The organism is Calyptranema fuscum S582 (assembly GCF_055793305.1).
Window position 1 is genome coordinate 1 of the sequence record NZ_JBSLYH010000048.1, and the last position, 22,716, is coordinate 22,716.

The window sequence follows — 22,716 nt, forward strand, 5'->3', positions numbered from 1 at the left end:
AATCCACGATCCTTAGTGATTTTTTGAAACGCTCACGGCGTGAGCGTTTCAAAAAATCACTAACCTATTTGCCACACAACCCCCACTTTGTCCGCTATGACCGGGTAATTACTGCTAAGTTGGAGGATAGCGAAGAGTGGGGAGTGACCTGAGACTGAAGCCAATGGTGGCTTTTGTAACAAAGCATATGAACCCTCTTCAAGATTCGAAACTTTTGCTAAACACCTGGCTTTGAACAGCCTAAGGAATGGGATGATATGATCAGAGATTGCATCCCCCAAATTCCGATCGGCTTACCGGGGATCGCAACCTACTGTTCAATTCACGCACTCGTCTAATGGTTACATCTCCGCCCATTTCTACTCAGCCCAAGCTTTCGAAAGTCGAAGGCATAAAAGAACGTAGCAACAGTTTGAGAGAGCCTGTTGCGACTGAAATATTACAAGATACGACCCACTTCAGCGAAGATGGGATACAGATTCTGAAATTTCACGGCTCTTATCAGCAAGACAATCGTGACAATCGGGTTAAGGGTCAGGAGAAAGACTTTCAGTTTATGTTGCGGACGCGCAGTCCGGCTGGCTATATTTCGCCAGAGTTGTATCTGGTCTTAGACCGACTTGCCGATGAATATGGCAACCAGACCCTCAGAACAACGACTCGTCAGGGGTTTCAGCTACACGGTGTGCTCAAGAAAAATCTGAAAGTGGTGATGTCTAACATCATCCGAGCAATGGGGTCAACCTTAGGAGCCTGCGGGGATTTGAACCGCAATGTCATGGCTCCCCCTGCGCCGTACCAGAATCGACCGGAGTATCTCTATGCCCGCGAGTATGCCAACAATATTGCTGATTTGTTAATGCCCTTGACGGGTGCCTATTATGAAATTTGGTTAGATGGAGAAAAATCGATTACCTCTGAGGTTAATCCTGAGATCGAAGCCATACGTCAGCAAAATAGTAATGGCACCGTCTTCTCAGACAAAGAGGAACCCATCTATGGCACTTACTATATGCCGCGCAAGTTTAAATGCGCAGTGACGGTTCCTGAAGATAATTCTGTTGATCTGTTTTCTCAGGATGTCAGTCTGGTTGTTATGACCAATGATCAGGGTGAGTTGGCAGGCTTTAATGTCTATGCAGGTGGCGGGTTAGGTCGAACCCATAACAAGGAAGAAACCTTTGTGCGGGCTGCTGATCCCCTTGGATATGTTGCTAAGGCCGATGTTTATGACCTGCTGAAAGCCATTGTTGCTACTCAACGGGATTATGGCGATCGCACCAATCGTCGTCATGCCCGGATGAAATATTTGTTGCATGACTGGGGCATTGAGAAATTCCGCCAGACGGTCGAAACCTATTTTGGCAAGTCGATTGAGCCGTTTAAGCCTCTACCTGAGTTTAAGTACCTGGATTATCTGGGCTGGCACGAGCAAGGGGATGGCAAGCTATTTTTAGGGATCTCGATCGAAAATGGTCGAGTTAAAGATGACGGAGCATTCCAACTCAAAACTGCCCTCAAAGAAATTACCGAACGGTTTGCGTTGCCTATGCGGTTGACGCCCAACCACAATGTCGTGTTGTACGAGATTGATGCGGCAGATCAGGCAGCCATTCAAGCCATTCTCGATCAGCGGGGAGTGAAAAAAGAAACGGAGATCGATCCGCTGGTGCGCTATTCCATGGCATGTCCTGCATTGCCTACCTGTGGACTGGCAATTACCGAATCAGAGCGCGTTCTTCCCAGCATTTTGGAGCGGGTTCGCGCTGTTCTTAAGAAAGTCGGGTTGCAGGATGAACATTTTGTCATTCGCATGACCGGATGCCCCAATGGCTGCGCTCGTCCCTATTTGGCTGAGTTAGGGTTTGTCGGGCAATCGCCCAAAGCCTATCAAATTTGGTTGGGAGCGGATCCCCATCAAACTCGAATGGCAGAACCCTATCTCGACAATATGGCGATCGCCGATTTGGAGAAAACCCTAGAACCTCTGTTCGTCTACTTCAAAAAAGACCAGAAGCCAGACGAAAGTTTTGGAGATTTTTGCCATCGGGTTGGATTTGACGCCCTGCGAGCATTTTCTGCTGCCTACAAACCTAAATCGACTAAACGTCAGCATGTGGGTGGCTCTAACCGACATCGCTTAGGGGTGCGGGAGGATGTGTTTGATCGGCTCAAAGCCGCATCTAGCAGTAAAGGCATCCCGATGACAGAGTTGGTCAACAAAGCGATCGAGACGTATCTAGAATCATTAGATGCAGAGTAAGCAGCGATCGGAGCCATGATTTTGCACGCCCTGCGGGCGTGCAAAATCATGGCTCCGTCACTGTTCAGATAGATTGCTGTCCAGATAGATTTTAAGTGATGTCTGAGATCCCGCCTCAACTCACCCCCGAAGAAAGACAGGAATGGCAGCTGATTATTGCAGCTGCTAACCTGCACAATATTTTGCATCACTGCCGTCAGTGCGATCGCGAATGGGTGGCATCTGTGGCAGAAGCTTGTCAGTGTGGCAGCAGTAATATTGAACGCATTGCTTGCTGGCAATTTCCGGATGACTAGCGTTTTGGTGATGGCTATGAACCCGGATGCGAGATGCAGCAATCCTCGTCATCACCATCCTATATAAAATTCGGTATTACTCAATCTTGGTATGAATTTGAATGGGAAACCTTTGGTTTCCCATTCAAATTCATACCCAAACCCAGTAACGCCTAAAATTCTTATCGAAATATCAGGCTAAAGTCGTGCCTCAGTTGCAACGGTTGGCGATCGCGCTTGACCAACTTTCACACAATCTGATTCGCCTCACAGAACCGCAGCAGCACTATCTTGGGCGAGTGTTACGGTTGCGTAGTGGCGATCGCTTCATTGCCATGGATGGACAGGGTCATTGGTGGTTAGCCGAATTAGAAGCATCACCTGATCAAGCCCGTGTTGTCCTGCCCCTTGACTACCATACGGAACTGGCTACCTCGATCATCCTGTTGGTCGCGATGCCCAAAGGCAACGGCATGGAAGAGATCGTCAGACAAACTACAGAATTAGGCGTCGCAACCATTGTCCCGGTCATCAGCCGTCGTACCCTGCTAAAGCCCAGCCCAGCCAAATGCGATCGCTGGCAACGAATTGCCCAAGAAGCCGCAGAGCAATCTGAACGACAACTGATTCCTACCATCCTGGAGCCGCTCACCTGGTCTGAGGCACTGGTTCAATGGAATTCGAGCAACGCCATCTGCTATCTCTGTGCAGCTCGTGGCAATCCGCCTCACCTGTTGACCCAGTTACAAGGAAGTCTTCATTCGCCATCGCCACCACTGCCGATCGCACCGACTCCTCTCCTGATCGCTACGGGTCCCGAAGGAGGCTGGACAGACGACGAAATGGATCAGGCGATCGCTGCTGGGTATCAACCAGTCTCATTAGGGCAACGAATTTTAAGAGCGGTCACAGCCCCCGTTGTTGCGATGTCTCTGGTTGCTGCCGTGATCGAGAGTCGTTCAGACTAACGGTACTTCCGCCTCATAGATCGTGGCAAGTCTCTCGATTTCTGAAACCACCCGATCTAACTCCTCAATCAACGCCGTTGATTCCACCTGACGAAACGCCTGGACTAACGCCCGGTAGTACCACAAGGTTCCTTGTTTGCCCCCTTTAAACCGATCCCATACTGATTCCCCGATCAGCCGATAATCTTTTAAGATCGAGCGGGCATTGTGCAACTTGTCACAGGCAGACACTAAGCGAACGGAAGCCGACGCTGCTGGCAAGTGACTGATATATATCTGTTTTCGCTCTCGCCACGGAGGTTTTGGCGTGGCATCAGAATCTGTGCAGCCATCGACGATCGCCGTCACCGTTTCTCCAAACTTTTGCCGGATCACCTCTCGGACAACAACGCCACCCTGATCTTCAATCGCATCGTGCAATAGAGCCGCGATCGCCTCGTCTTCGTTCGCCCCGTATTCCAACGACAGGCTGCATACCGACATCAGATGGGAAATATAGGGAATTCCAGACCCTTTACGCGTCTGTTCGCTATGCAATTCTGCGGCATACACTAATGCCTCCGTAAACCGATGGGTCAGCATAGGTAATCCCAGACTCAATTCCCCAGACTCAATTACTCAGGCGCTTTTGATCGCCCCTGTAGCGAATATATTCTGCCAAAAACGCTAATAAACCAGACCCCAAAATCAGCACAACACTCAAGGCATTAATGTCCGGTTTGATCCCCGTTCGCACTCGACTAAAAATTTCCATCGGCAGTGTATTGGCTCCGCCACCCGCCGTAAAACTAGAAATCAGCAAATCGTCCATACTCAAGACAAATGCCAGCAAACACCCCGAAACGATCGCTGGCATCAATTCAGGCAGTAGCACTTTAATAAATGCCTGAAATGGAGTTGCTCCCAAATCAAGTGCTGCCTCTTCAAGATGGGGATTTAAGCCTGACAACCGAGCAGACACAACAACAGCAATATAAGAGATGCAAAAAACCATATGGGATGCCACGATCGTCCATAGGCTTAAGGGAATTGCGAGGGATGCCAAAAACACCAGCGTAGCCACTGCGATCGCAATATCTGGAATGATTAACGGTAGATAAGAAACCCCCCGATATAACCCTTTCCCCAAAAACTGATACTTTGCCAACCCGACAGCCATCATCGTTCCTAAAACCGAAGAAACAGCCACCGCACAAATAGCCACTGTTAAGCTATCTTGCAAGGCTGAAAAAATTCTGGCGTCGCGAAACAACGCGTCATACCACTTGAGGCTAAACCCTTCCCAATTCGAGCTAAATCGGGACGCATTAAAACTGTAAAAGCCCAAAATTAAAATGGGCAGATACATAAAAGCAAACATGATGGCAGTAAACAATGCTTGCCAGGATAGACGCAACTTAGAGAAAGATGAGAGGCTGTTCACGGCTGTTGAATAGACTAAGGACACACTAAAAAACAGGGGAGTACTATCTGAATTTGGCTTGAGCCATCATCTAGACAGCTTCCGCATCTTTGTCACCGTATTTGATCAGTAAGGCGATCGCAACACTAACCGCCAAGATCAAAATCATACTGAGACTAGACCCCAAACCCCAGTTACGCGTAGCTCCCAAAAACTGGTTATAGATCAATCGGGCGGTTGTCATGCTAGACGCCCCACCCAACAACTCTGGCACAACAAAGTCTCCGAGCGTGGTGATGAATACCAAGAGACACCCTGCCGCGATCCCTGGCATAGTTTGAGGCACCGTAACTTTCCAGAAAGCTTGTCGTGGATTCGCCCCTAAATCGGCGGCAGCTTCAAGTAACCGTCGATCGAGCTTCTCCAGAGAAGCATATAGGATCAGCACGATATAGGGTAAAAAGCTGTAACTCATACCAATGAAAACAGCAGGACTACGGTTCAGCCAATCTTGGGTAGGCAAGCCAACCGTTGTCAACAGAGAATTGAGAATGCCGGTAGGGCGCAGAATCGTAATCCAGGCATAGGCTCGCAATAAGGATGATGTCCATAAGGGCAAGACAAAGCTGACGAGCAATAAACTCTGCCATCGTTTGGGTGCCATCAGTGCAATCCAATATGCCACTGGAAACCCCAGCAATAAGCAGAGAAACGTCGTTCCCACCGCAAAGGAAACCGATCGCCCAATCACTCGCAAATAAACAGGCTGGAAAATTTCTGTATAGTTACCCAAGCCATAGCCACCGGCGGGCTGACCAGGACGAATGCCCGGAATCAGACTCAATTCTAAAATCAAGAGCGTCGGCAACACCAATAACAGCAGCAGCCAAACACCCGAAGGCATCAGCAAAACAATCGGTTCAATCAGCTTAGAGAGTCTACTTTTCCAATTGGGAAGCAAGCGAGACTCTGGTGTAGCAGGCTGAGATGTAGACGTTGACATAAGCTCTGAAGCCGCTAAATGGTGAGATCAGGAACAATCAACAAACGCTATGCACTGGTCAGCTGAGTCCAATATTTATCAAACTCTTCCGTTGTCTTCTGGGAAAGAGGAGCGATCCCTTCGCACTTATCAACCACGTCGTCAGGCGGAAATAAATCCTGATCCTGTTTCAGTTCATCCGCAAGCTGCTCAAAAGCAGCTTTGTTGGGTGTCGCAAACTTCAGACGTTCTACCGTCTGTGCCGCATTAGCAGGCTCTAGCATAAAGTTAAGCCATTCATAAGCCGCATCCACATTAGGAGCTGATTTAGGAATAACCATCGTATCTGTCCAGATCGACGATCCCGTTTCAGGGACAACATATTGCAAATTAGGATTATCGGCAATGAGGGCGATCGCATCCGCAGAGTAAGCCATAGAAATCTGCAAATCACCGCTGGCAAGCTGGTCTTCCCAACCATTTGTAATAAAGTTGGCGACTGTGGGCTTCAAGCTCACGAGCTGATCGTAAGCCTGCTTAATCTCGTCCACATTCTCGGTGTTGTAAGAGTAACCCAGATAGCGAAGAATTGAACCCATCACTTCGCGAACATCATCCAGCAACGTCACCTTTCGCGTCAATTGCCCTTTCTTGTCGAACAAATAATCCCAACCTTTCAACTCTGCACCCAGTCGCTTAGGGTCGTAGAGCATACCCGTCGTGCCCCACGTTGCCGGAACACTATGCGCATTATCTAGGTCGTAAACTGGGCTTTGCCACTTATCCCACAAGTTTTCCAACCCTTTAAGGCGAGTTTTGTCCAGTGGCGTTAGCATATCTAACTCAACCATCTGAGTCACCATGTAATCAGACGGGAAAATAATGCTGTAAGCACTGCCTCCCCCTGCCTGCATCTTTGCCAGCATGGTTTCATTGGAATCATAGGTATCTACAATTGCCTCGATTCCCGTTTTCGCCTTAAAACTTGCCAGCAACTCATCATCTGTATAATTTGTCCAACTATAGAGCCGCAAGATTTTTGCATCTGCGGTTGAGCCACTACTGGCAGAGCTGGTTTCAGCCCCCCCCGGATCCGCAAGATTACGCGCACAGTTGGATAAAACAGCTCCCGAGAGAGCTGCGGTAGATAGCTGCAAAAACCGCCTTCTGGTTGAACCCATCAGGAATGACGCACTCTCAGAATGCAGCATTGAACCTGCATACAATCGAGAATTGCGCGAGTATTTAGAGGGCATTGCTCTCTCCTAACCTTGCCATAAGGGACAAAAACTATCAGATGCCAACATCGATATTGCCAACACCTAAACATCTACGTTGGTGTCATTCGATGCCAACTATTGTAAAGCCTATGGTTTACGCAGTGAGCGCCAAACAATCGGTCGCAGACCAGTGAATGTGGATCGGCGTTTGCGGGTCAGGTGCACCCTCTAATCGACTGGGCTGCAAGATCGTCAACACATCCCCCGACAATAATTCCACAACGTAATGAACATGGGTGCCTAAATACATCGTGTGCTTGAGGCGTCCTTCAAAACAGTTCACCGGAGTACTCGGCTTCTCTAAACTGACTTGAATCTTCTCTGGTCGAACACTAACAACCACCTGTTGAGACAGAGTATGGTTTCCATCTCCACGAGCCTTCGCAATAATTTTCAACCCCTTGTCAGTAACGATTTTCAAGGTTTGGGCATCATGTCCCTGCACCTGTCCCTGAAACAAGTTAGTGTCTCCAATAAAATCAGCCACAAAGGGAGTAGCGGGAGATTCGTAAATTTCGCTAGGAGTGCCGATCTGCTCAATCTTGCCTTCGTTCATCACGGCAATTTGATCAGACAAACTTAGCGCCTCTTCCTGGTCATGTGTCACCATCACAAACGTGACACCCAACTGTTTGTGCAAGTTCGAAAGTTCAACTTGCATCTCCTTACGCAGCTTCAGATCTAAAGCTCCCAAAGGTTCGTCTAACAACACAACCGTTGGGCGATTAACCAGTGCTCGGGCAAGTGCCACACGTTGCTGCTGTCCACCCGATAGTTGCGATGGAAACCGTCGCACAAACGATTCCATCTTGACGAGACGTAGAGCTTCTCTAACCCGGTCTTGTACCTCCGCTTTACCGCAGTTTTTAATCCGCAGACCAAAGGCAATATTGTCCCACACCGTCATGTGGCTAAACAGGGCATAACTTTGGAAGACCGTATTCACAGGTCGTCGATAGGCTGGCACATGCACCATCGATCGCCCCTGAATCAAAACTTCCCCAGCAGTCGGATCTTCAAAACCAGCAATCAGACGAAGTGTTGTGGTTTTGCCGCATCCAGAGGGCCCCAGAATGCTAAAAAACTCTCCTTGCCTGACATTGAGGTCAATCCCCCGAACTGCCGTTTCACCATTAAAAACTTTAAAGACCTTACGAAGCTCAACATCAAACTGAGTATCAGTTTCGACCCCAGAGCGATCTTTTGTAGCTGCCTGAGACATATTTGCAATTCCCCACAGAAATTCTCAGTAAAACCTCACACGGGCTTTGGGCTGAGTAGACCAGGCGATAGAAAAGCAGCGATTTCCAGTACTTTCTGAAAATTTAGACGATCTAAAAGTCACATAAAAATTTGCTTCTCAACCCCCTGAGTCTGTCCCATTCATCTTTAAATAGTCAGACAAAATCAATCGTTCAATAGAATACAATTTCGATTTAGCCCACTAGCATAACTCACTTGCATGCTATCGCCTATGTGGTAACCCAGCAGGACTATCAAATTTAGATCAGGTCAAATACCCGTAAAAACGAAATTCTGCTTTTAGTGTGCTTTTAAATACTTTTGAATAGGCTCTAAGAATCCTAACAATAGGGTTAAGGGGCAAGATACTCAGATGGTTGGACGCATGACGTAATATCATGAATCACCTTCAGAACATCTTACCCCTTTGCAGATTTAACCTCGCTCAGAAAAATCTTAAGCTTAGTCAAATTGTCACTCTGGTATGAGTCTTAAAAAATTTAGAAGGCTGAGCAATGAACTCAATTGCCTCAGTCAAACTAAAGATCCAATTATTCGACGGTAATCTTACCTACCATGCCAGCGCCTCTATGAGGAGCACAATAGTATGAGTAACTACCAGCAGTGGTGAACGTTAGTTCGTAAGTCTCTCCGGGAGAAAACAACAATTGCTCGTGAGACAGCTTGTCAGCTAGCTCTTTGCTAGCACCAGGAACTTGCTTGTCATCGAACATAATGTTGTGGGGAGGGAGCTTATTGTTAACCCACTTAACCGTATCACCAGTATGAATTGTCAGGGTTGAAGGCTCAAACGCCAACATGCCATTGTCAGCACCCATCTTGACAGTAAAGGTTTCAGCGGCAGCAGGAGAAACTGTGATCAGAAAACTGCCGATGAATACAGCGATTGTCACGAGGGCGAGACTTAAACCCCTTGAAACTCGAGCAATCAATTTCATGGTTACCTCGGGAGATTTAAGTTGAATTCGTCGTTCAACTAGTCATTCTATCTTGAATACTTGCACTTAAGTCTTAGATCTCAAGGATTCGGGGTGCAAATCATAGGAGATGTCTAGAATTTTGTTCCACCCCATCCAGGTGCTTTTTGAGCAGCCCGCACGATGAAAGCAGCCAGATTTTTTATTGTTTTTTGATCCATCCAACTCTCTGGTACCTGACGGCATAACAAATTTTCTTCGCTGCCGTCGTAGGTCATAGGTTGTCGAATATAAGCAACTAGACCCGCGATCGTGTCACGCGGTGGCACTGCATTTTGCAAATCGTTTAAGGAGAGGGAAACTGCGGGATTGGGCAGAGTAGACCCACCAACATGGCAATTTAGACAGTTCTCTTCAAACAGCAGCTTTCCTTGAGAGATGTCAACGGCAGTGAATAGTTGGGTATTGCCCTGATGGTCTAAAGCCAGGGCAGTAGGTTCATTGACCTGCAAATATCGTCGAACGTACGCATCAATGGGTGCAGCATGAGCCGACGAATAGATTGGAAAAAAGAAGATTGAGTTGACCACACACCAGAATGTTGCAATCCACCCAATGAGTTGATGTCGCATTAGCTATAGACGTTCTAGGATTCTGAAAGTGATGTTCTAGATCTGTTATTCATGGTTTGGCAAGGCGCGCTGAGCGCGCCTTGCCAAACCATGAGTAATAAATTTGAAACACACCGATTTTGAAAAAGGAGCCAGATTTCAGACTTTAAAGTTACGCTCTGAAAGCTGACCCCTTCAATATGTTGAGATATGTTACCAGGCTCGTAAAGCGAGGGTCTTAGAATTTAAGGGTGTAGAGTAGCGCTCTAAATGTAGAACTGTTCCCTTTTCCCTTAAGTCCTGAGTCTATGAGTTTACATAGCACAGCAATCTTTTGAGTTGCCTCTTCTGATTGAGTCAAGGTCTTTGACCGCAATCGTGAGCGGAAGCCAGCAGAAAAGCGTTAGCTAGAGAAGTAAATCTTACCGCCTCCCCATTTTGAACCAATCACTTTGGGCTGAAGGAGGATGTGACCCGAAATATTAAACAAGTCATCTTCCGTCAAATTTCTCATTTTGGGGAAAATGTCAGAACTCTGGGTGCTGGGATGCAATTCAGCAATTGATTCTAAGCCGTCGTAAGTAGTGGGATTGTGTAGATAATCGACCAGGGCTTCGATGTTATCGCGAGAGGGCGTTGCAAGTGCTAGTGCTTCAGGCTCTAGCCCCACGTTTGGGTCGGTTTTGGTTACCCCTCCAACATGACACTGACCACAGGCATAGTTAAACAACCGCTTACCTTCCGCAACCTGTTGTAGGCTAAGGACGGTAGTGTCTCCGCTGGCATTAAGTGGGACAGTGCGAGTGGCTGCATCAAGTTCGGCAGCGATCGCCCTTCCAGTAAATAATTGGAAGGTGAAAGCCAGCATCGCCACAAAAAGCCAAATATACTTCTTAAACATGATTCTCCTCAAAAACGTAGCTCAGTCATTAGAATTCCAACACAGCTAGGCTCAATCTCCTCGATTTCAGTGCTGCAAATGATTTGCATACTCTGCTGGGGAAATACCCGATTAAGCAGGCGATCGCTCTTATCTGACCCTAAATGAATCAATATATGAATTTGAATCATGAAGACGGATTAGATCCGGATCAGGGCTGAGAGAGCTAGGACATTTACTTGTCAGGACATTGAGCCAGTCTTCAAGCGGGCTAACTGTAACAGTCAGACCCCATTGAAACCTATCCTCAAGTAAGGAGTTTGGTCTAAGTGCCTTGACATCCTCCAAAGCCAAACAAATTTTAGAGGTTTTGTAGGAAATACCTAGCTACTCACAGAGATTTGGGTATGCCTTCTATGAAGAAGACAACCACCCTCAGCAATCTCGGCGATCGACAGGTTTGCGAAACCCATGACAGCTACTCACTGACTAGGCAGAATTAAGCTTTTCTAATTCAATATCATGCCACCGATCGGGTGCTTTCCCAAGGTGGTTTCGGTGCAAATCTAAACTAAATCTAACCTTGTCAGGGTTGATACCAACTTGACAGAATATGGAATGGGGTTTCAGCTTAGATTTCAGAAAAGCTTAATTGAATAGCAAGTTTAGGGTAAACCTGTGGGAACACTAAGGATCGTGGATTGAATAAAACCCTAGTCTTGTTGAGAGAGCGGCGGCTGAGCCGCCGCTCTCTCAACAAGACTTACAGGTTAATTAATCTGCGATCCTAAGGAAGTTAGGCGATCTAAGGAAGTGAATAAGGGCACCGTCTAAATCTGTCTAGGTATCGTCAATAGACTCCTTACAAAAACGTTCTCAGAGGATCAGCTATTGAGAGACGGATGGCACTTATGGGAACAGGAATGAGTGTCCAGATCCCCGGATTTGATGAAGAAATCCGGGGATCTTAAAATTCCTTAAGTAAGTGTCATTCTCTTGAGAGACAGATAGTATCTGCCATTACGTCCAAGACATCCAGGGGTAAGTATGAAGTTATGAGCACAGTCCTGATCGTGGATGACAGCCAAACATTGCGGCAAATGCTCTCGGATCTTTTGCGAGATCAAGGGATTCAGGTGGTTGAGGCGATTAACGGTGTAGAAGCCAAAGAACAAATTCAGACGAACGTTCCAGATTTAGTGATCACAGACCTGATCATGCCTGAAATGAATGGGTATGAACTGTGTCGATGGATTAAAAATCGCCCTGAGACTCAAGGGATTCCAGTCTTAATTTGTTCAACCAAAAGTGAAGAGTTCGATCGGTATTGGGGCATGAAACAAGGAGCGGATGCCTACATTACCAAACCCTTTCATCCACCAGAATTGTTAAAGACTGTTAAGCAATTATTGCGGGGCGTTCGTTAACACCGACTGTCTGAGCGTGATTTAAAACTTCAACATAATGCGTTACTTTTCATGTATGGCTTAATTTTTAATTTCTTGTGACTTATAAAAACCCAACTCCCACGGTTGACCTAATTATTGAGTTGATCGACCGTCCTCATTGCCCAATTATTCTGATTGAACGACTCCACCCCCCCTATGGTTGGGCATTGCCGGGGGGGTTTGTTGATTATGGTGAATCTGTTGAAACAGCCGCAAAGCGGGAAGCCAAGGAAGAAATTGGCCTGGACGTTACCCTGATCGAGCAATTTCAGGTGTATTCCGATCCTGCACGGGATGCTCGTCAACACACGATCAGTATTGTATTTCTGGCAACTGCCACAGGCGAGCCTACTGCTGGCGATGATGCTGAGAATTTGAGTGTCTTTGAGCTGTGGCACATTCCCAGCAACTTATGCTTTGACCATGCCAAAATTTTGCAAGACTACCGCCATTATCGGCACCATGGGTTGCGTCCCCGATTGATTTAGCATCTTTTTTCGGGGAGGGTGTGGCAGAGCCGCACTCTCCTCAATGAAAACTCCTTAAAAATATTCTGTTGCCCTCTTTAAGGATCGTGGATTTAATAAAACCCAATTCTTTTTGAGAGAGCGACGGCTCCGCCGTCGCTCTCTCAAAAAGAATTACAGGTTATAGCGGTACGCATTAGGGTTAGGACGGGGTGCAGGGGTGGAACCCCTGCGTGGGGGCGGTGCCCCCACCACCCCGATGTCCTAACTAGATTGCATAGAACCATATTCAACTTGTGATCCTTAATAAACGATTGAGAGCGATCGCCAAAATCGGCAACTGAGATTCCGACGCCAGACTTGAGATTTGTCATAGACTGTCTAAGCTAGAGTTGAGAGTCTACAGTTCTTGCGATCGCCATGTCTGATTTTGTTGCATCTTCTTCTGAGCCAGGGGCTGATCCCGATCCGATGGCTGAGTTGCCCGAACGGCTGATCAAGCACGCTGTGCGCTATGTCGATCATCGTCTGGTTAACCGTGACGGCTTAACCCCCATGATGCGGCATTATGTAGAACTCAAAGACCAGTATCCCCATGCCTTATTGCTCTATCGGGTTGGCGATTTTTTTGAGACGTTTTTACAAGATGCCATCACAATTGCCCGCGAACTGGAACTGGTCTTAACCGCGAAAGATGCCGGTAAAGAAGTGGGGCGGGTTCCCCTGGCTGGTATTCCACACCATGCGCTCGATCGCTATTGTGCGTTGCTGGTCGAAAAAGGGTTTGCGGTTGCCATCTGCGATCAGGTAGAAGATCCGGCAGATGCGCAGGGGCGCTTGGTACAGCGCGAGGTCACCAGGGTGATTACTCCCGGAACCGTGCTGGAAGAGGGCATGTTGAATGCCCGTAAGAATAATTTTTTGGCAGCCGTTGTAATTGCCGGAAACCATTGGGGGCTGGCGTATGCAGATATTTCGACCGGGGAATTTCTGACAACTCAAGCGAAGGAATTGGATCAGCTGACACAAGAGCTGATGCGCTTACAACCGTCGGAAATATTAGTACCCACCAATGCCCCAGATCTGAGTGGATTGATGCGATCGGATCGAGGTAAGGGATTGGGACAAAGTGCGCCTACAGGAATCCCCGATGGTTTGCCAACACAGTTTTGCTATACCTTGCGATCGCAAACACCGTTTACCCATAGCGAAGCACGGCAACGATTGCTCCAACAATTTCGTGTGCGATCGCTAGAAGGCATGGGTTGTGACCATTTACCACTAGCTGTTAGAGCCGCAGGTGGTTTACTGGAATATCTAGAAGATACCCAAAAAACCATCCAGGTGCTATTGCAGCCGCTCTGTACGTACCATATCAGTGCTTATTTGGTGCTTGACCACCAGACGCGACGTAATTTGGAAATTACCCAAACGGCTCGCGATAATACGTTTCACGGCTCCTTACTCTGGGCATTAGACCGAACAGTGACGGCAATGGGGGGGCGGGCATTACGCCGCTGGCTGTTGCAGCCGCTGTTGGATGTTAAAGGAATTCGCGCCCGACAAGAGACGATTCAAGAATTAGTAGACGATGGGTCGCTACGGCAGACGTTGCAACAGATGCTGAAGCAGATCTACGATTTAGAGCGCCTGACGGGACGGGCAGGGTCGGGAACTGCCAATGCGCGAGATTTAGTGGCACTGGCAGAATCGTTAGAAAAATTGCCCAATTTAGCCAGTCTGGTGGCAGGACGGCGATCGCCCTATTTGCGCAAACTCCAGACCGTTCCCCCGCAGCTAGAGCAACTGGGACGGCATTTAAAAGCCCATCTGGTGGATCATCCGCCGCTGTATTTAACCGAAGGAAATTTGATCCGCAGAGGCATCAATACCCAACTCGACAGCTTACGTCTGCAAGTCGAAGCCGATCAGCAGTGGATTGCTCAACTCGAAGCCATCGAACGCGATCGCACAGGCATCTCTACCCTCAAAGTTGGGTTTAACAAAGCCTTTGGTTATTACATCAGCATTTCTCGCGCCAAGGCAGAGCAAGCACCCGACGACTACATTCGGAAGCAAACGCTGACGAACGAAGAACGCTACATCACCTTAGAACTCAAAGATCGGGAAACTCGTATTTTCAATGCCCGCGATGATTTAAACCAACTGGAATATGACATCTTCAACAACCTGCGGCAAGAGGTCAGCCAGGAAGCTGAACCGATCCGCGATATTGCCCAGGCGATCGCGGCTGTAGATGTTCTCTGTTCTCTAGCCGAAATCGCGGTATACCAGGGTTATTGCTGCCCAGACATGGTTGAGAGCCGCGAGATTCTGATCGACAATGGTCGGCATCCCGTGGTCGAACAATCGCTTCCGGCTGGGTTTTTCGTGCCCAACTCCACAGAAATGGGGAATGAAGCCGCAAACCGCTCCAGCACCCTGCACCCTGATCTGATTATTCTGACAGGTCCCAATGCCAGTGGCAAAAGCTGTTATTTGCGGCAGGTTGGCTTGATTCAGCTAATGGCACAGGTGGGTAGCTTTGTCCCGGCAAGCTCAGCGGTGTTGGGAATCTGCGATCGCATTTTTACCCGTGTTGGGGCAGTGGATGATCTGGCAACCGGACAATCGACCTTTATGGTAGAAATGAACGAAACTGCCAATATTCTCAATCATGCCACTGCCCGATCGTTGGTGTTGTTAGATGAGATTGGTCGTGGAACCGCTACGTTTGACGGTCTTTCAATTGCCTGGGCAGTCGCAGAGCACCTGGCAACAGAGATCCGCGCTCGTACCATCTTTGCCACCCATTATCACGAACTGAATGAGTTGGCATCGATTTTGCCTAATGTTGCCAACTATCAAGTAACGGTTAAAGAACTGCCCGACCAAATTATATTTTTACATCAGGTGCGTCCCGGGGGTGCCGATCGCTCCTATGGCATTGAAGCCGGACGACTGGCAGGTTTGCCCAACTCTGTGATCAAACGGGCAAAGCAGGTGATGGCTCAGATCGAAAAGCACTCTCGAATTGCGGTTGGGCTGAGGAAGAGTAATCCCCATGCGGTTTCTGAGAAGAATGGCAAAAGCAGGCGCGAGTCTGACGATGAATCGATGGAAGAGCAACTCGATATATTTGGCTAAAAAGTTTTGGCTCAAACGTGGAGTATTGGGATCACAAAGCCAGATCAAAACCATAAGCTGGCGATCGCTTCTGTTTCTCGACCCATTTTCATCAAAATACTGGAACGATACGCCAATGTATCGTACCGATCAGGCTGCAATTCGAGTGCCCGATCGAAACTGATCAATGCCCCGGCATAATCGGAAAGAGCGGCTAGAGCATCACCCCGACTGTGCCAAATTTCGGGTTGGTTGGGCGAGATTAGCAGAACCCGATTGAAATAGGCGATCGCTTTGGCATAATCGCGTTTTGCTAACGCCCGCAAACCACGCTTGTACCACAATTGATCGTTGCTGGGTTGTGCTGATTGACGAGTATGCAGACGTTGACTACTTTTACTTTTTTGCGTTAGCCATTGCCAAAATACTTGCAGCATCCCCGTCTTACGAGGCTGTACCGGGGACACATAAAGCTCAGAAGAACGGTGCAAGCGAGTATTTAGAACAGAAACTGGCATATCAAAAATTCCCTCAAATTTTTTGGGTTGGTTTCCATTTGGATGGTGTTGATTTGAAAGCTCGCTGTGTAAACTTTCGAATTCATCAACACTCTCTATAGCGCTGTGCAGGTTGATTCAGTACGGTGTTGTGGGGCGCTCCGCGCCCCACAACACCGTTTCTGTACTTAACGAACTTGCACACCGCTATAGAGCAGGATCAATTTCTTTAAATAACGTCTAACCCGTTACTCGGCTCGATTGAATATACATGGGAGAGATGCACATCTCATGTAATCGGCTCTAACGGAGTTTTTGTAGACTCAGATCTCATCAATCTGTACAGGGTTCTTTTACAGACCCGTGCAAGACATAGCATTTCCTGATGAAAAAATGTTGTGAATTGGGAGGCTTGAGAAGGTTAGATTTTCTCAATTGCTGTCCCAATTCACAACGCCCCTGAAATCCGGTAAGGTACGAAAACAGCAGCTTCTCAAGGTTTCCTTAGCGCCGCTATCAAATTTGTAAAGCCGCTGTCAACGCGTTACAAATCTGACCCAAATACGCAGCGCGAAAAGAAATAAAGATGAACTACAGTCATTTCATTCTCAGGTTGAACCCCAGATTTGCCATCAGGAGAAATGACACCTTTATGACTCAGTGACCTTTCGGGCAGAAAGATCAGTATCTACGAATACATTTTTGCTCTTTCTCGGCTCCAGGTCTGTTTCATCTGGATACTCAATACCTATGTCAAGATCTGGCGATCGCCTCAAGTCCTTACTAAAACCAGGGTTAAACGCTTTTGCTGGGCGGGTTGCCGGCTTTGAAATTGTGACGAAAATGTGGCTTTCTAACGATTGGCTCTGTGTAATTACAGAGCTGACCTACTGAGATACGGAGATAGGTTCTACGCAGGGGTGAACGGTCGAAGCAGAGATAAATACGGTACGCTTGGACTAGAAATGATCCATGATGCTCAATCTCTTTGGCAATGACTCAAACCGTTGATTTTCTCGCTCATCTGAATCCGTCTCAGCGTCGTGCAGTTGAACATTTCTGCGGACCGTTATTGGTTGTCGCAGGAGCTGGGTCAGGCAAAACGCGAGCGCTCACGTATCGAATTGCCAATCTGGTGTTGACCCATCGAGTCGATCCAGAAAATATCTTGGCAGTGACGTTTACCAACAAAGCGGCACGAGAAATGAAAGAGCGGATCGAAAAACTCTTTGCCGAACAAGAGGCGCAGGCTAAGTATGGTAAACCACTGGATGCGTTGGCGGCAATCGAGCAAACCCGGTTGCGATCGTACGTTTACAAAAACATTACCAAAGAACTGTGGATTGGCACATTCCATGCGTTGTGTGCGCGTATTTTGCGATTTGACATTGAGAAATATCAGAGTGCGCAGGGGCAACAGTGGAATCGCAACTTTTCTATTTTTGACGAATCGGATGTGCAAAGTCTGATCAAAGATATTGTCGTCAACCAACTCCAACTTGACGACAAAAAGTTTGATCCGCGTTCGGTGCGCTACGCCATCAGCAATGCCAAAAATCAGGGTCTATCTCCGGAAGCCTTTGAGCGAGATCAACCCAATTTTCGCGGACGAACGATCGCCAGCGTTTACTCTGAATATCAGAAACAGCTCTCGGCTAACAATGCGCTCGATTTTGATGACTTGATCTTGATTCCTGTGCAATTGTTTCGTCAGAATGAGCAAGTTTTAGCGTACTGGCATAAACGATTTCGACACATTTTAGTAGACGAATATCAAGACACCAATCGCACCCAATATGATTTCATCCGCTTACTCGTCACCAATGGGGCAGACTCTCGCCAATTTGGCGATTGGACTTATCGATCGGTCTTTGTCGTAGGCGATGCTGACCAGTCAATTTATTCGTTCCGCGCCGCCGATTTTACAATTTTGATGGGCTTCCAACAAGATTTTGGGGATGAGTTGCCCGATGATGATACGCGGACGATGGTGAAGTTAGAGGAAAACTATCGTTCGACCGAAAATATTCTGGAAGTTGCCAATTATCTAATTGAAAACAACACCGAACGGATCGATAAAGTGTTGCGCCCAACCCGAGGGGCTGGGGAATCAATTTTTATCTATCGGGCAGATGATGAGACGGCTGAAGCGCAGTTTGTTGTCAACCAAATTCGCCAACTGCAACTCAACAATCCGGAATTAGATTGGGGCGACTTTGCCATTCTCTATCGCACCAATGCCCAGTCGCGGGCATTTGAAGATGTTTTGGTGAATTATGGGGTTCCTTACAATGTCGTGGGGGGTCTACGATTCTACGATCGCCGAGAAATTAAAGATGTGTTGGGCTATTTAAGGGCGATCGCCAATCCAGATGACTCGGTCAGTATCGAGCGGGTGATCAACACCCCACGACGGGGCATTGGCAAAACCACAATCGACCGTCTTAAAAAAGCAGCTCAAGAGTTAAATACCTCGCTGTGGCAAATTCTTTCTGATGAAACGTCTGTGCAAACGCTGGCAGGGCGATCGGCTAAAGCTGTGATGGGCTTTACGCAAATCATTCAAAAATGGCGACAGGAAATTGATACCCTACCTGCCACACAAATCGTCCAGGGTGTCCTGGATGATTCGGGTTATGTCCAGGATCTGAAGTTACAGGGCACCGATGAAGCGGACGATCGCCTGGGCAACGTCAAAGAGCTTTATAATGCCGTGTTGCAATTTGAAGAAGACAACGAAGAAGCCAACCTGCCCATGTTTTTGGCAAGTGCCTCGCTGGCTTCTGACCTCGATAACTTGCAAGAAGGACAACAAAAAGTCTCGTTGATGACGTTGCACTCTTCGAAAGGGTTAGAATTTCCGGTTGTGTTTCTGGTGGGTATAGAGCAGGGTTTGTTTCCCAACTTCCGCTCCATGGAAGACCCCAAAGCTCTGGAAGAAGAACGCCGCCTGTGTTATGTCGGCATTACCCGTGCCCAAGAGCGGCTGTTTATGACCTATGCGCGGGAACGTCGCCTCTATGGATCGCGGGAGCCTGCCAGCCCTTCCTTATTTTTGGCAGAGTTACCCAAAGAACTCTTACTCAGCAACGTGGCGGCGGCTATTCCCAAACGCATGGGCACCCCCATCCGGGAGATTAAACAGCAGACGGCTTCTAAATTGCCCAATACCCATGAGAATGATTGGACTGTGGGCGATCGCATTATGCACAAAGCCTTTGGTGCAGGACAAGTGACCCACATTTTTGGAGCGGGCAACAAAATTTGCCTTGCGATCAAATTTCCCAGTGTGGGGCAAAAGATCGTTGACCCCAAACTCACCCCCCTGCAAAAGGTTGAGTAATCTTCTGATCCTTATCCCAAAGGTGATGGTGGGAGTCACACCATGAAATCTCGAAACCTGTGTACTGCCCGCGTAGCGGGCAGTACACAGGTTTCGAGATCGTTTTTAATTCGGTTGAGGACTAACCCAAACAGATCTACTCAGGATTCTGTGAGATTCTGGGTATAGCTGATTCTCCCGATATCGTTATGACGTCTGCTCTGCCCCCAAATCCTGCTGTAGCACCTGCGCCACGCCTGAAACTGCGAACTAAACTTGCCTATGGCGTGGGTGAAATTGCCAGTTCGTCAGTGACAAACATCCGCGTCTTTTTTCTTCTGTTTTTTCTTACCAACGTCGCCGGACTTAATGCCGGTCTAGCCGGAACGATTTTGTTGATCGGTCGCATCTGGGATGCGATCAATGATCCACTCATTGGTTGGTTGAGCGATCGCACTCAGTCTCGTTGGGGAAAACGTCATCCCTGGATGCTGTTGGGTATCATTCCCTTTGCGATCTTCTTCTTTTTGCAATGGATTGTGCCCTCATTTGGGTTAGATGGGGGGTCACGTCAGGGGCTGTTGTTTTGGTACTACGTCATTATTGCCCTGTTATTTGACACGGCATACACTGCCGTCATCCTGCCGTACTCAGCCCTGGCACCTGAGATGACGCAGGATTACAACGATCGCACCAGCCTGATCAGCATTCAAATGGCATTTTCCGTCGCCGCCGGAATTGCTTCGTTGATCGTGGCACAAGTGATCTTTTCGATCGTTGAAGATGCGCAACTGAAATATTTGATATTGGGTAGCTTTTGTTCATTGCTGGCGGTGATCACCATCGTTCTATGCGTCTGGGGAACTCGGAGTCATTTCGCTACGCTTACATCCGCCTCATCTACGACATCCCAGGTATCGTTTGGGGCACAAATTCGTAGTGTATTTAGTAATCGAGCCTTTCAATTGGTCACCGGAGCCTATGTGTTTGCCTGGGTATCGGTGCAGGTGTCGGCGGCGGTATTGCCCTACTACGTTGTGAATTGGATGGGTCTGTCAGAAACCCATGTGACGCAGATGGCGATCGCGGTGCAGGCAACCACCTTTGGCATGATGTTTATCTGGGGTTGCGTAGCGCGGCGACTGGGCAAAAAAGCCGTGTTTTTTCTGGGCATTCCCGTCTTGATCTTGAGTCAGACTGGATTATTTTTTGTCCAACCGAACCAACTTGCCTGGATGTATCTCTGCGGTGTGGGAATCGGGATCGGCTTGTCTACGGTATATCTTGTGCCCTGGTCGATGCTGCCCGATGTGATTGATCTGGATGAGTTGCACCATGGACAGCGGCGAGAAGGTTTGTTTTATGGCTTTATGGTGCAGATGCAAAAAGTAGGATTGGCGATCGCCCTTTTCCTCGTAGGGAAAGGCTTAGACTGGGCAGGTTTTATTTCATCAACCGCCGATCAAGCCGCACCGACTCAACCAGACGCAGCCCTGCTAGCCATTCGCTTAGAAATGGGACCCCTACCCACCCTGGCATTATTTGTTGCCTTAGCACTGGCGTACTTTTATCCGATCACTCATGACATTCACACAGATATTCTTTTAAAACTAAGAGAACGTCAGGCAAATCAAACGTCCTGACATTGCTGAATCCGAGTCTAAGATTGACGCATCCAACACTAGAGTTTAAACCGATCGATCTCGACCGAAATGCCGACCTTTGCGTTCAATTTCGGCAAGATTCCTATGTCTGTAGCTTTGGCTCTGCCGATCGTTTTCAAACCAGTGAGGGGGGTATACCGGGCTATTTTCGCTGGCTACGAAAACGCATGGCTGAACTGCCCAATAGCTGCGTCCACGTCTGGCATGAAGACACCATTATTGGGCAAATCGAACTCGGTCGATGGCGCTATGATGCCGCGGTGGGCTACGTCAATTTGTTTTATCTGGTGCCTGCTTACCGGGGGCAGGGATGGGGTCACCAGTTAGATGCCTACGCAGCAGCGTTTTTTCAGCAATTGGGGTATACCACAGCTCGTTTGAGTGCCAGCCCAACGAACACAGCCGCAGTTCGGTTTTATCAAAAGCTGGGTTGGTCTGACTTAGGAATCCGACACGATAGCCCTGAAGTTCACTATTGGGAAAAACACTACGGCATAGGGGAACCCCCATGTTGAAACGACTGGTGTTGGGGCTGACGTTGATTTTGTGGCTGGTTTTACCCCCCACATGGAGTTGGGGTTTATCGCTGGAAACATTGCTCAATCCACAACCAACCCTGGACGGGTGGGTGTTGGATGAAGCCGATATGCTGAGTTTGTCTACCAAGACGACGCTAAATCAGGAGATTGCTCAGCTCTATCGCGAAACCGGGAGCAAAATTGTCATCGTGACCCTACCCGACATCCCGATGGATCAGACTGCGCATCAGGTTGCCCTGGAATTATTCGATCGCTGGGCAGTCGATGATCACGCCAAGGAAATCGGGGTCTTACTTTTGGTAGTGCAGAGCGATCGCGCCGTTGAGATTCATACAGGAATTCGTTCTGCCGTCCTGTTACCCGATCAGCGTCTGAGTTGGATTTTAAACCAACAGATCTTGCCCCAGTTCAAACAAGCGAAGTTTGATCAGGGAATGCTATCCGGCACCACTGCCCTGATCAAAAGCCTCCATTCCCATCCGGATCTTCCCAATGGTGGCAAAATCTTGTTGATTGCGATCGCTGTCTCTGGGGTTTTCATACTGTCCAGATACATTGCGCCGGGTTGGGGAAAAACCTTTGCAGGAGTATCGGAAGACAATTTTCGGATGATTTTGCAAAATTCCAAGCTGGTCGGCGGTGATGGTGAAGGTAGCTATGGAGATGGGAGTACCGGAGATTGCGGCTATGGAGACATCGGCGGTAGCAGTAACAGTGGTGACGCAGGTGGACACTGGTAAATACACATATGCGCTTCGCGTCTGGATAGACTACGGTTTTTGAGAGAGAGCCGCGCTCCGCGCGGCTCTCTC

General features: G+C 48.1%; 20 protein-coding genes. 11 read left to right on the forward strand and 9 right to left on the reverse strand.

Annotated elements, in window-relative coordinates; all coding sequences use genetic code 11:
* Positions 1–337: 337 nt before the first annotated feature.
* The 3 genes from sir (at position 338) to ACR6Z4_RS25295 (ending at position 3,506) form a co-directional block, all read left to right on the forward strand.
* Positions 338–2,263, forward strand: a complete 1,926-nt coding sequence (gene sir / locus ACR6Z4_RS25285; RefSeq protein WP_479720114.1) for a sulfite reductase, ferredoxin dependent — start codon at positions 338–340, stop codon at positions 2,261–2,263.
* A 98-nt stretch (positions 2,264–2,361) separates the two neighbouring features.
* Complete coding sequence (locus ACR6Z4_RS25290) at positions 2,362–2,559, forward strand: hypothetical protein (RefSeq protein ID WP_479720115.1); 198 nt, start codon at positions 2,362–2,364, stop codon at positions 2,557–2,559.
* Positions 2,560–2,744: 185 nt separating this feature from the next.
* On the forward strand, positions 2,745–3,506 hold the full coding sequence (locus tag ACR6Z4_RS25295) for a 16S rRNA (uracil(1498)-N(3))-methyltransferase (RefSeq protein WP_479720116.1): 762 nt from the start codon (positions 2,745–2,747) through the stop codon (positions 3,504–3,506).
* Here ACR6Z4_RS25295 and ACR6Z4_RS25300 read toward each other — a convergent pair.
* The 8 genes from ACR6Z4_RS25300 to psbV all read right to left on the reverse strand — a co-directional run bounded on the left by ACR6Z4_RS25300 (position 3,498) and on the right by psbV (position 10,862).
* Positions 3,498–4,088, reverse strand: coding sequence for an HD domain-containing protein (locus ACR6Z4_RS25300; RefSeq protein ID WP_479720117.1), 591 nt, complete (start codon positions 4,086–4,088; stop codon positions 3,498–3,500). The two genes, ACR6Z4_RS25295 and ACR6Z4_RS25300, sit on opposite strands and share 9 nt — an antisense overlap.
* 28 nt (positions 4,089–4,116) lie before the next feature.
* Positions 4,117–4,866, reverse strand: coding sequence for an ABC transporter permease (locus ACR6Z4_RS25305; RefSeq protein WP_479720157.1), 750 nt, complete (start codon positions 4,864–4,866; stop codon positions 4,117–4,119).
* A 133-nt stretch (positions 4,867–4,999) separates the two neighbouring features.
* On the reverse strand, positions 5,000–5,911 hold the full coding sequence (locus ACR6Z4_RS25310) for an ABC transporter permease (protein ID WP_479720118.1): 912 nt from the start codon (positions 5,909–5,911) through the stop codon (positions 5,000–5,002).
* A 47-nt stretch (positions 5,912–5,958) separates the two neighbouring features.
* The gene (locus tag ACR6Z4_RS25315; protein ID WP_479720119.1) at positions 5,959–7,146 is read right to left on the reverse strand and encodes an ABC transporter substrate-binding protein; all 1,188 of its coding nucleotides are present in this window, start codon (positions 7,144–7,146) and stop codon (positions 5,959–5,961) included.
* Between the two features lie 118 nt (positions 7,147–7,264).
* The gene (locus ACR6Z4_RS25320) at positions 7,265–8,392 is read right to left on the reverse strand and encodes an ABC transporter ATP-binding protein (RefSeq protein ID WP_479720120.1); all 1,128 of its coding nucleotides are present in this window, start codon (positions 8,390–8,392) and stop codon (positions 7,265–7,267) included.
* Positions 8,393–8,963: 571 nt separating this feature from the next.
* A complete protein-coding gene (gene petE / locus ACR6Z4_RS25325) occupies positions 8,964–9,371 on the reverse strand; it encodes a plastocyanin (protein ID WP_479720121.1) in 408 nt (135 codons plus the stop codon).
* Between the two features lie 113 nt (positions 9,372–9,484).
* Entirely contained in the window at positions 9,485–9,982 is a 498-nt protein-coding gene (gene psbV2 / locus ACR6Z4_RS25330) for a photosystem II cytochrome PsbV2 (RefSeq protein WP_479720122.1), read from the reverse strand.
* Positions 9,983–10,364: 382 nt separating this feature from the next.
* Positions 10,365–10,862: a photosystem II cytochrome c-550 gene (gene psbV, locus ACR6Z4_RS25335; RefSeq protein ID WP_479720123.1), complete on the reverse strand. Its 498-nt coding sequence runs from the start codon at positions 10,860–10,862 to the stop codon at positions 10,365–10,367.
* Between the two features lie 1,034 nt (positions 10,863–11,896).
* On the opposite strand from psbV, the gene ACR6Z4_RS25340 reads away from it, so the two are divergent.
* From ACR6Z4_RS25340 to mutS, 3 genes are all read left to right on the forward strand, one after another.
* Entirely contained in the window at positions 11,897–12,268 is a 372-nt protein-coding gene (locus tag ACR6Z4_RS25340; protein ID WP_479720124.1) for a response regulator, read from the forward strand.
* A gap of 77 nt (positions 12,269–12,345) precedes the next feature.
* On the forward strand, positions 12,346–12,777 hold the full coding sequence (locus ACR6Z4_RS25345; protein WP_479720125.1) for an NUDIX domain-containing protein: 432 nt from the start codon (positions 12,346–12,348) through the stop codon (positions 12,775–12,777).
* A 399-nt stretch (positions 12,778–13,176) separates the two neighbouring features.
* A complete protein-coding gene (mutS, locus tag ACR6Z4_RS25350) occupies positions 13,177–15,903 on the forward strand; it encodes a DNA mismatch repair protein MutS (RefSeq protein WP_479720126.1) in 2,727 nt (908 codons plus the stop codon).
* Between the two features lie 44 nt (positions 15,904–15,947).
* Here the strand turns inward: mutS and ACR6Z4_RS25355 are convergent, their stop codons facing one another.
* Positions 15,948–16,400, reverse strand: coding sequence for a tetratricopeptide repeat protein (locus ACR6Z4_RS25355; RefSeq protein WP_479720127.1), 453 nt, complete (start codon positions 16,398–16,400; stop codon positions 15,948–15,950).
* 729 nt (positions 16,401–17,129) lie between these two features.
* Between ACR6Z4_RS25355 and ACR6Z4_RS25360 the strand changes: the two genes are divergently transcribed.
* From ACR6Z4_RS25360 to ACR6Z4_RS25380, 5 genes are all read left to right on the forward strand, one after another.
* Complete coding sequence (locus ACR6Z4_RS25360; protein WP_479720128.1) at positions 17,130–17,273, forward strand: hypothetical protein; 144 nt, start codon at positions 17,130–17,132, stop codon at positions 17,271–17,273.
* A gap of 100 nt (positions 17,274–17,373) precedes the next feature.
* Positions 17,374–19,722, forward strand: coding sequence for a DNA helicase PcrA (gene pcrA, locus ACR6Z4_RS25365; protein WP_479720129.1), 2,349 nt, complete (start codon positions 17,374–17,376; stop codon positions 19,720–19,722).
* A 188-nt stretch (positions 19,723–19,910) separates the two neighbouring features.
* A complete protein-coding gene (locus ACR6Z4_RS25370) occupies positions 19,911–21,344 on the forward strand; it encodes an MFS transporter (protein WP_479720130.1) in 1,434 nt (477 codons plus the stop codon).
* Between the two features lie 23 nt (positions 21,345–21,367).
* Positions 21,368–21,880 carry an N-acetyltransferase family protein gene (locus ACR6Z4_RS25375; protein ID WP_479720131.1) on the forward strand — a complete coding sequence of 171 codons (513 nt, stop codon included), beginning with the start codon at positions 21,368–21,370 and terminating at the stop codon, positions 21,878–21,880.
* Positions 21,874–22,644, forward strand: a complete 771-nt coding sequence (locus ACR6Z4_RS25380) for a TPM domain-containing protein (RefSeq protein WP_479720132.1) — start codon at positions 21,874–21,876, stop codon at positions 22,642–22,644. Before ACR6Z4_RS25375 ends, ACR6Z4_RS25380 begins: the two co-directional genes overlap by 7 nt.
* Positions 22,645–22,716 lie beyond the last annotated feature (72 nt).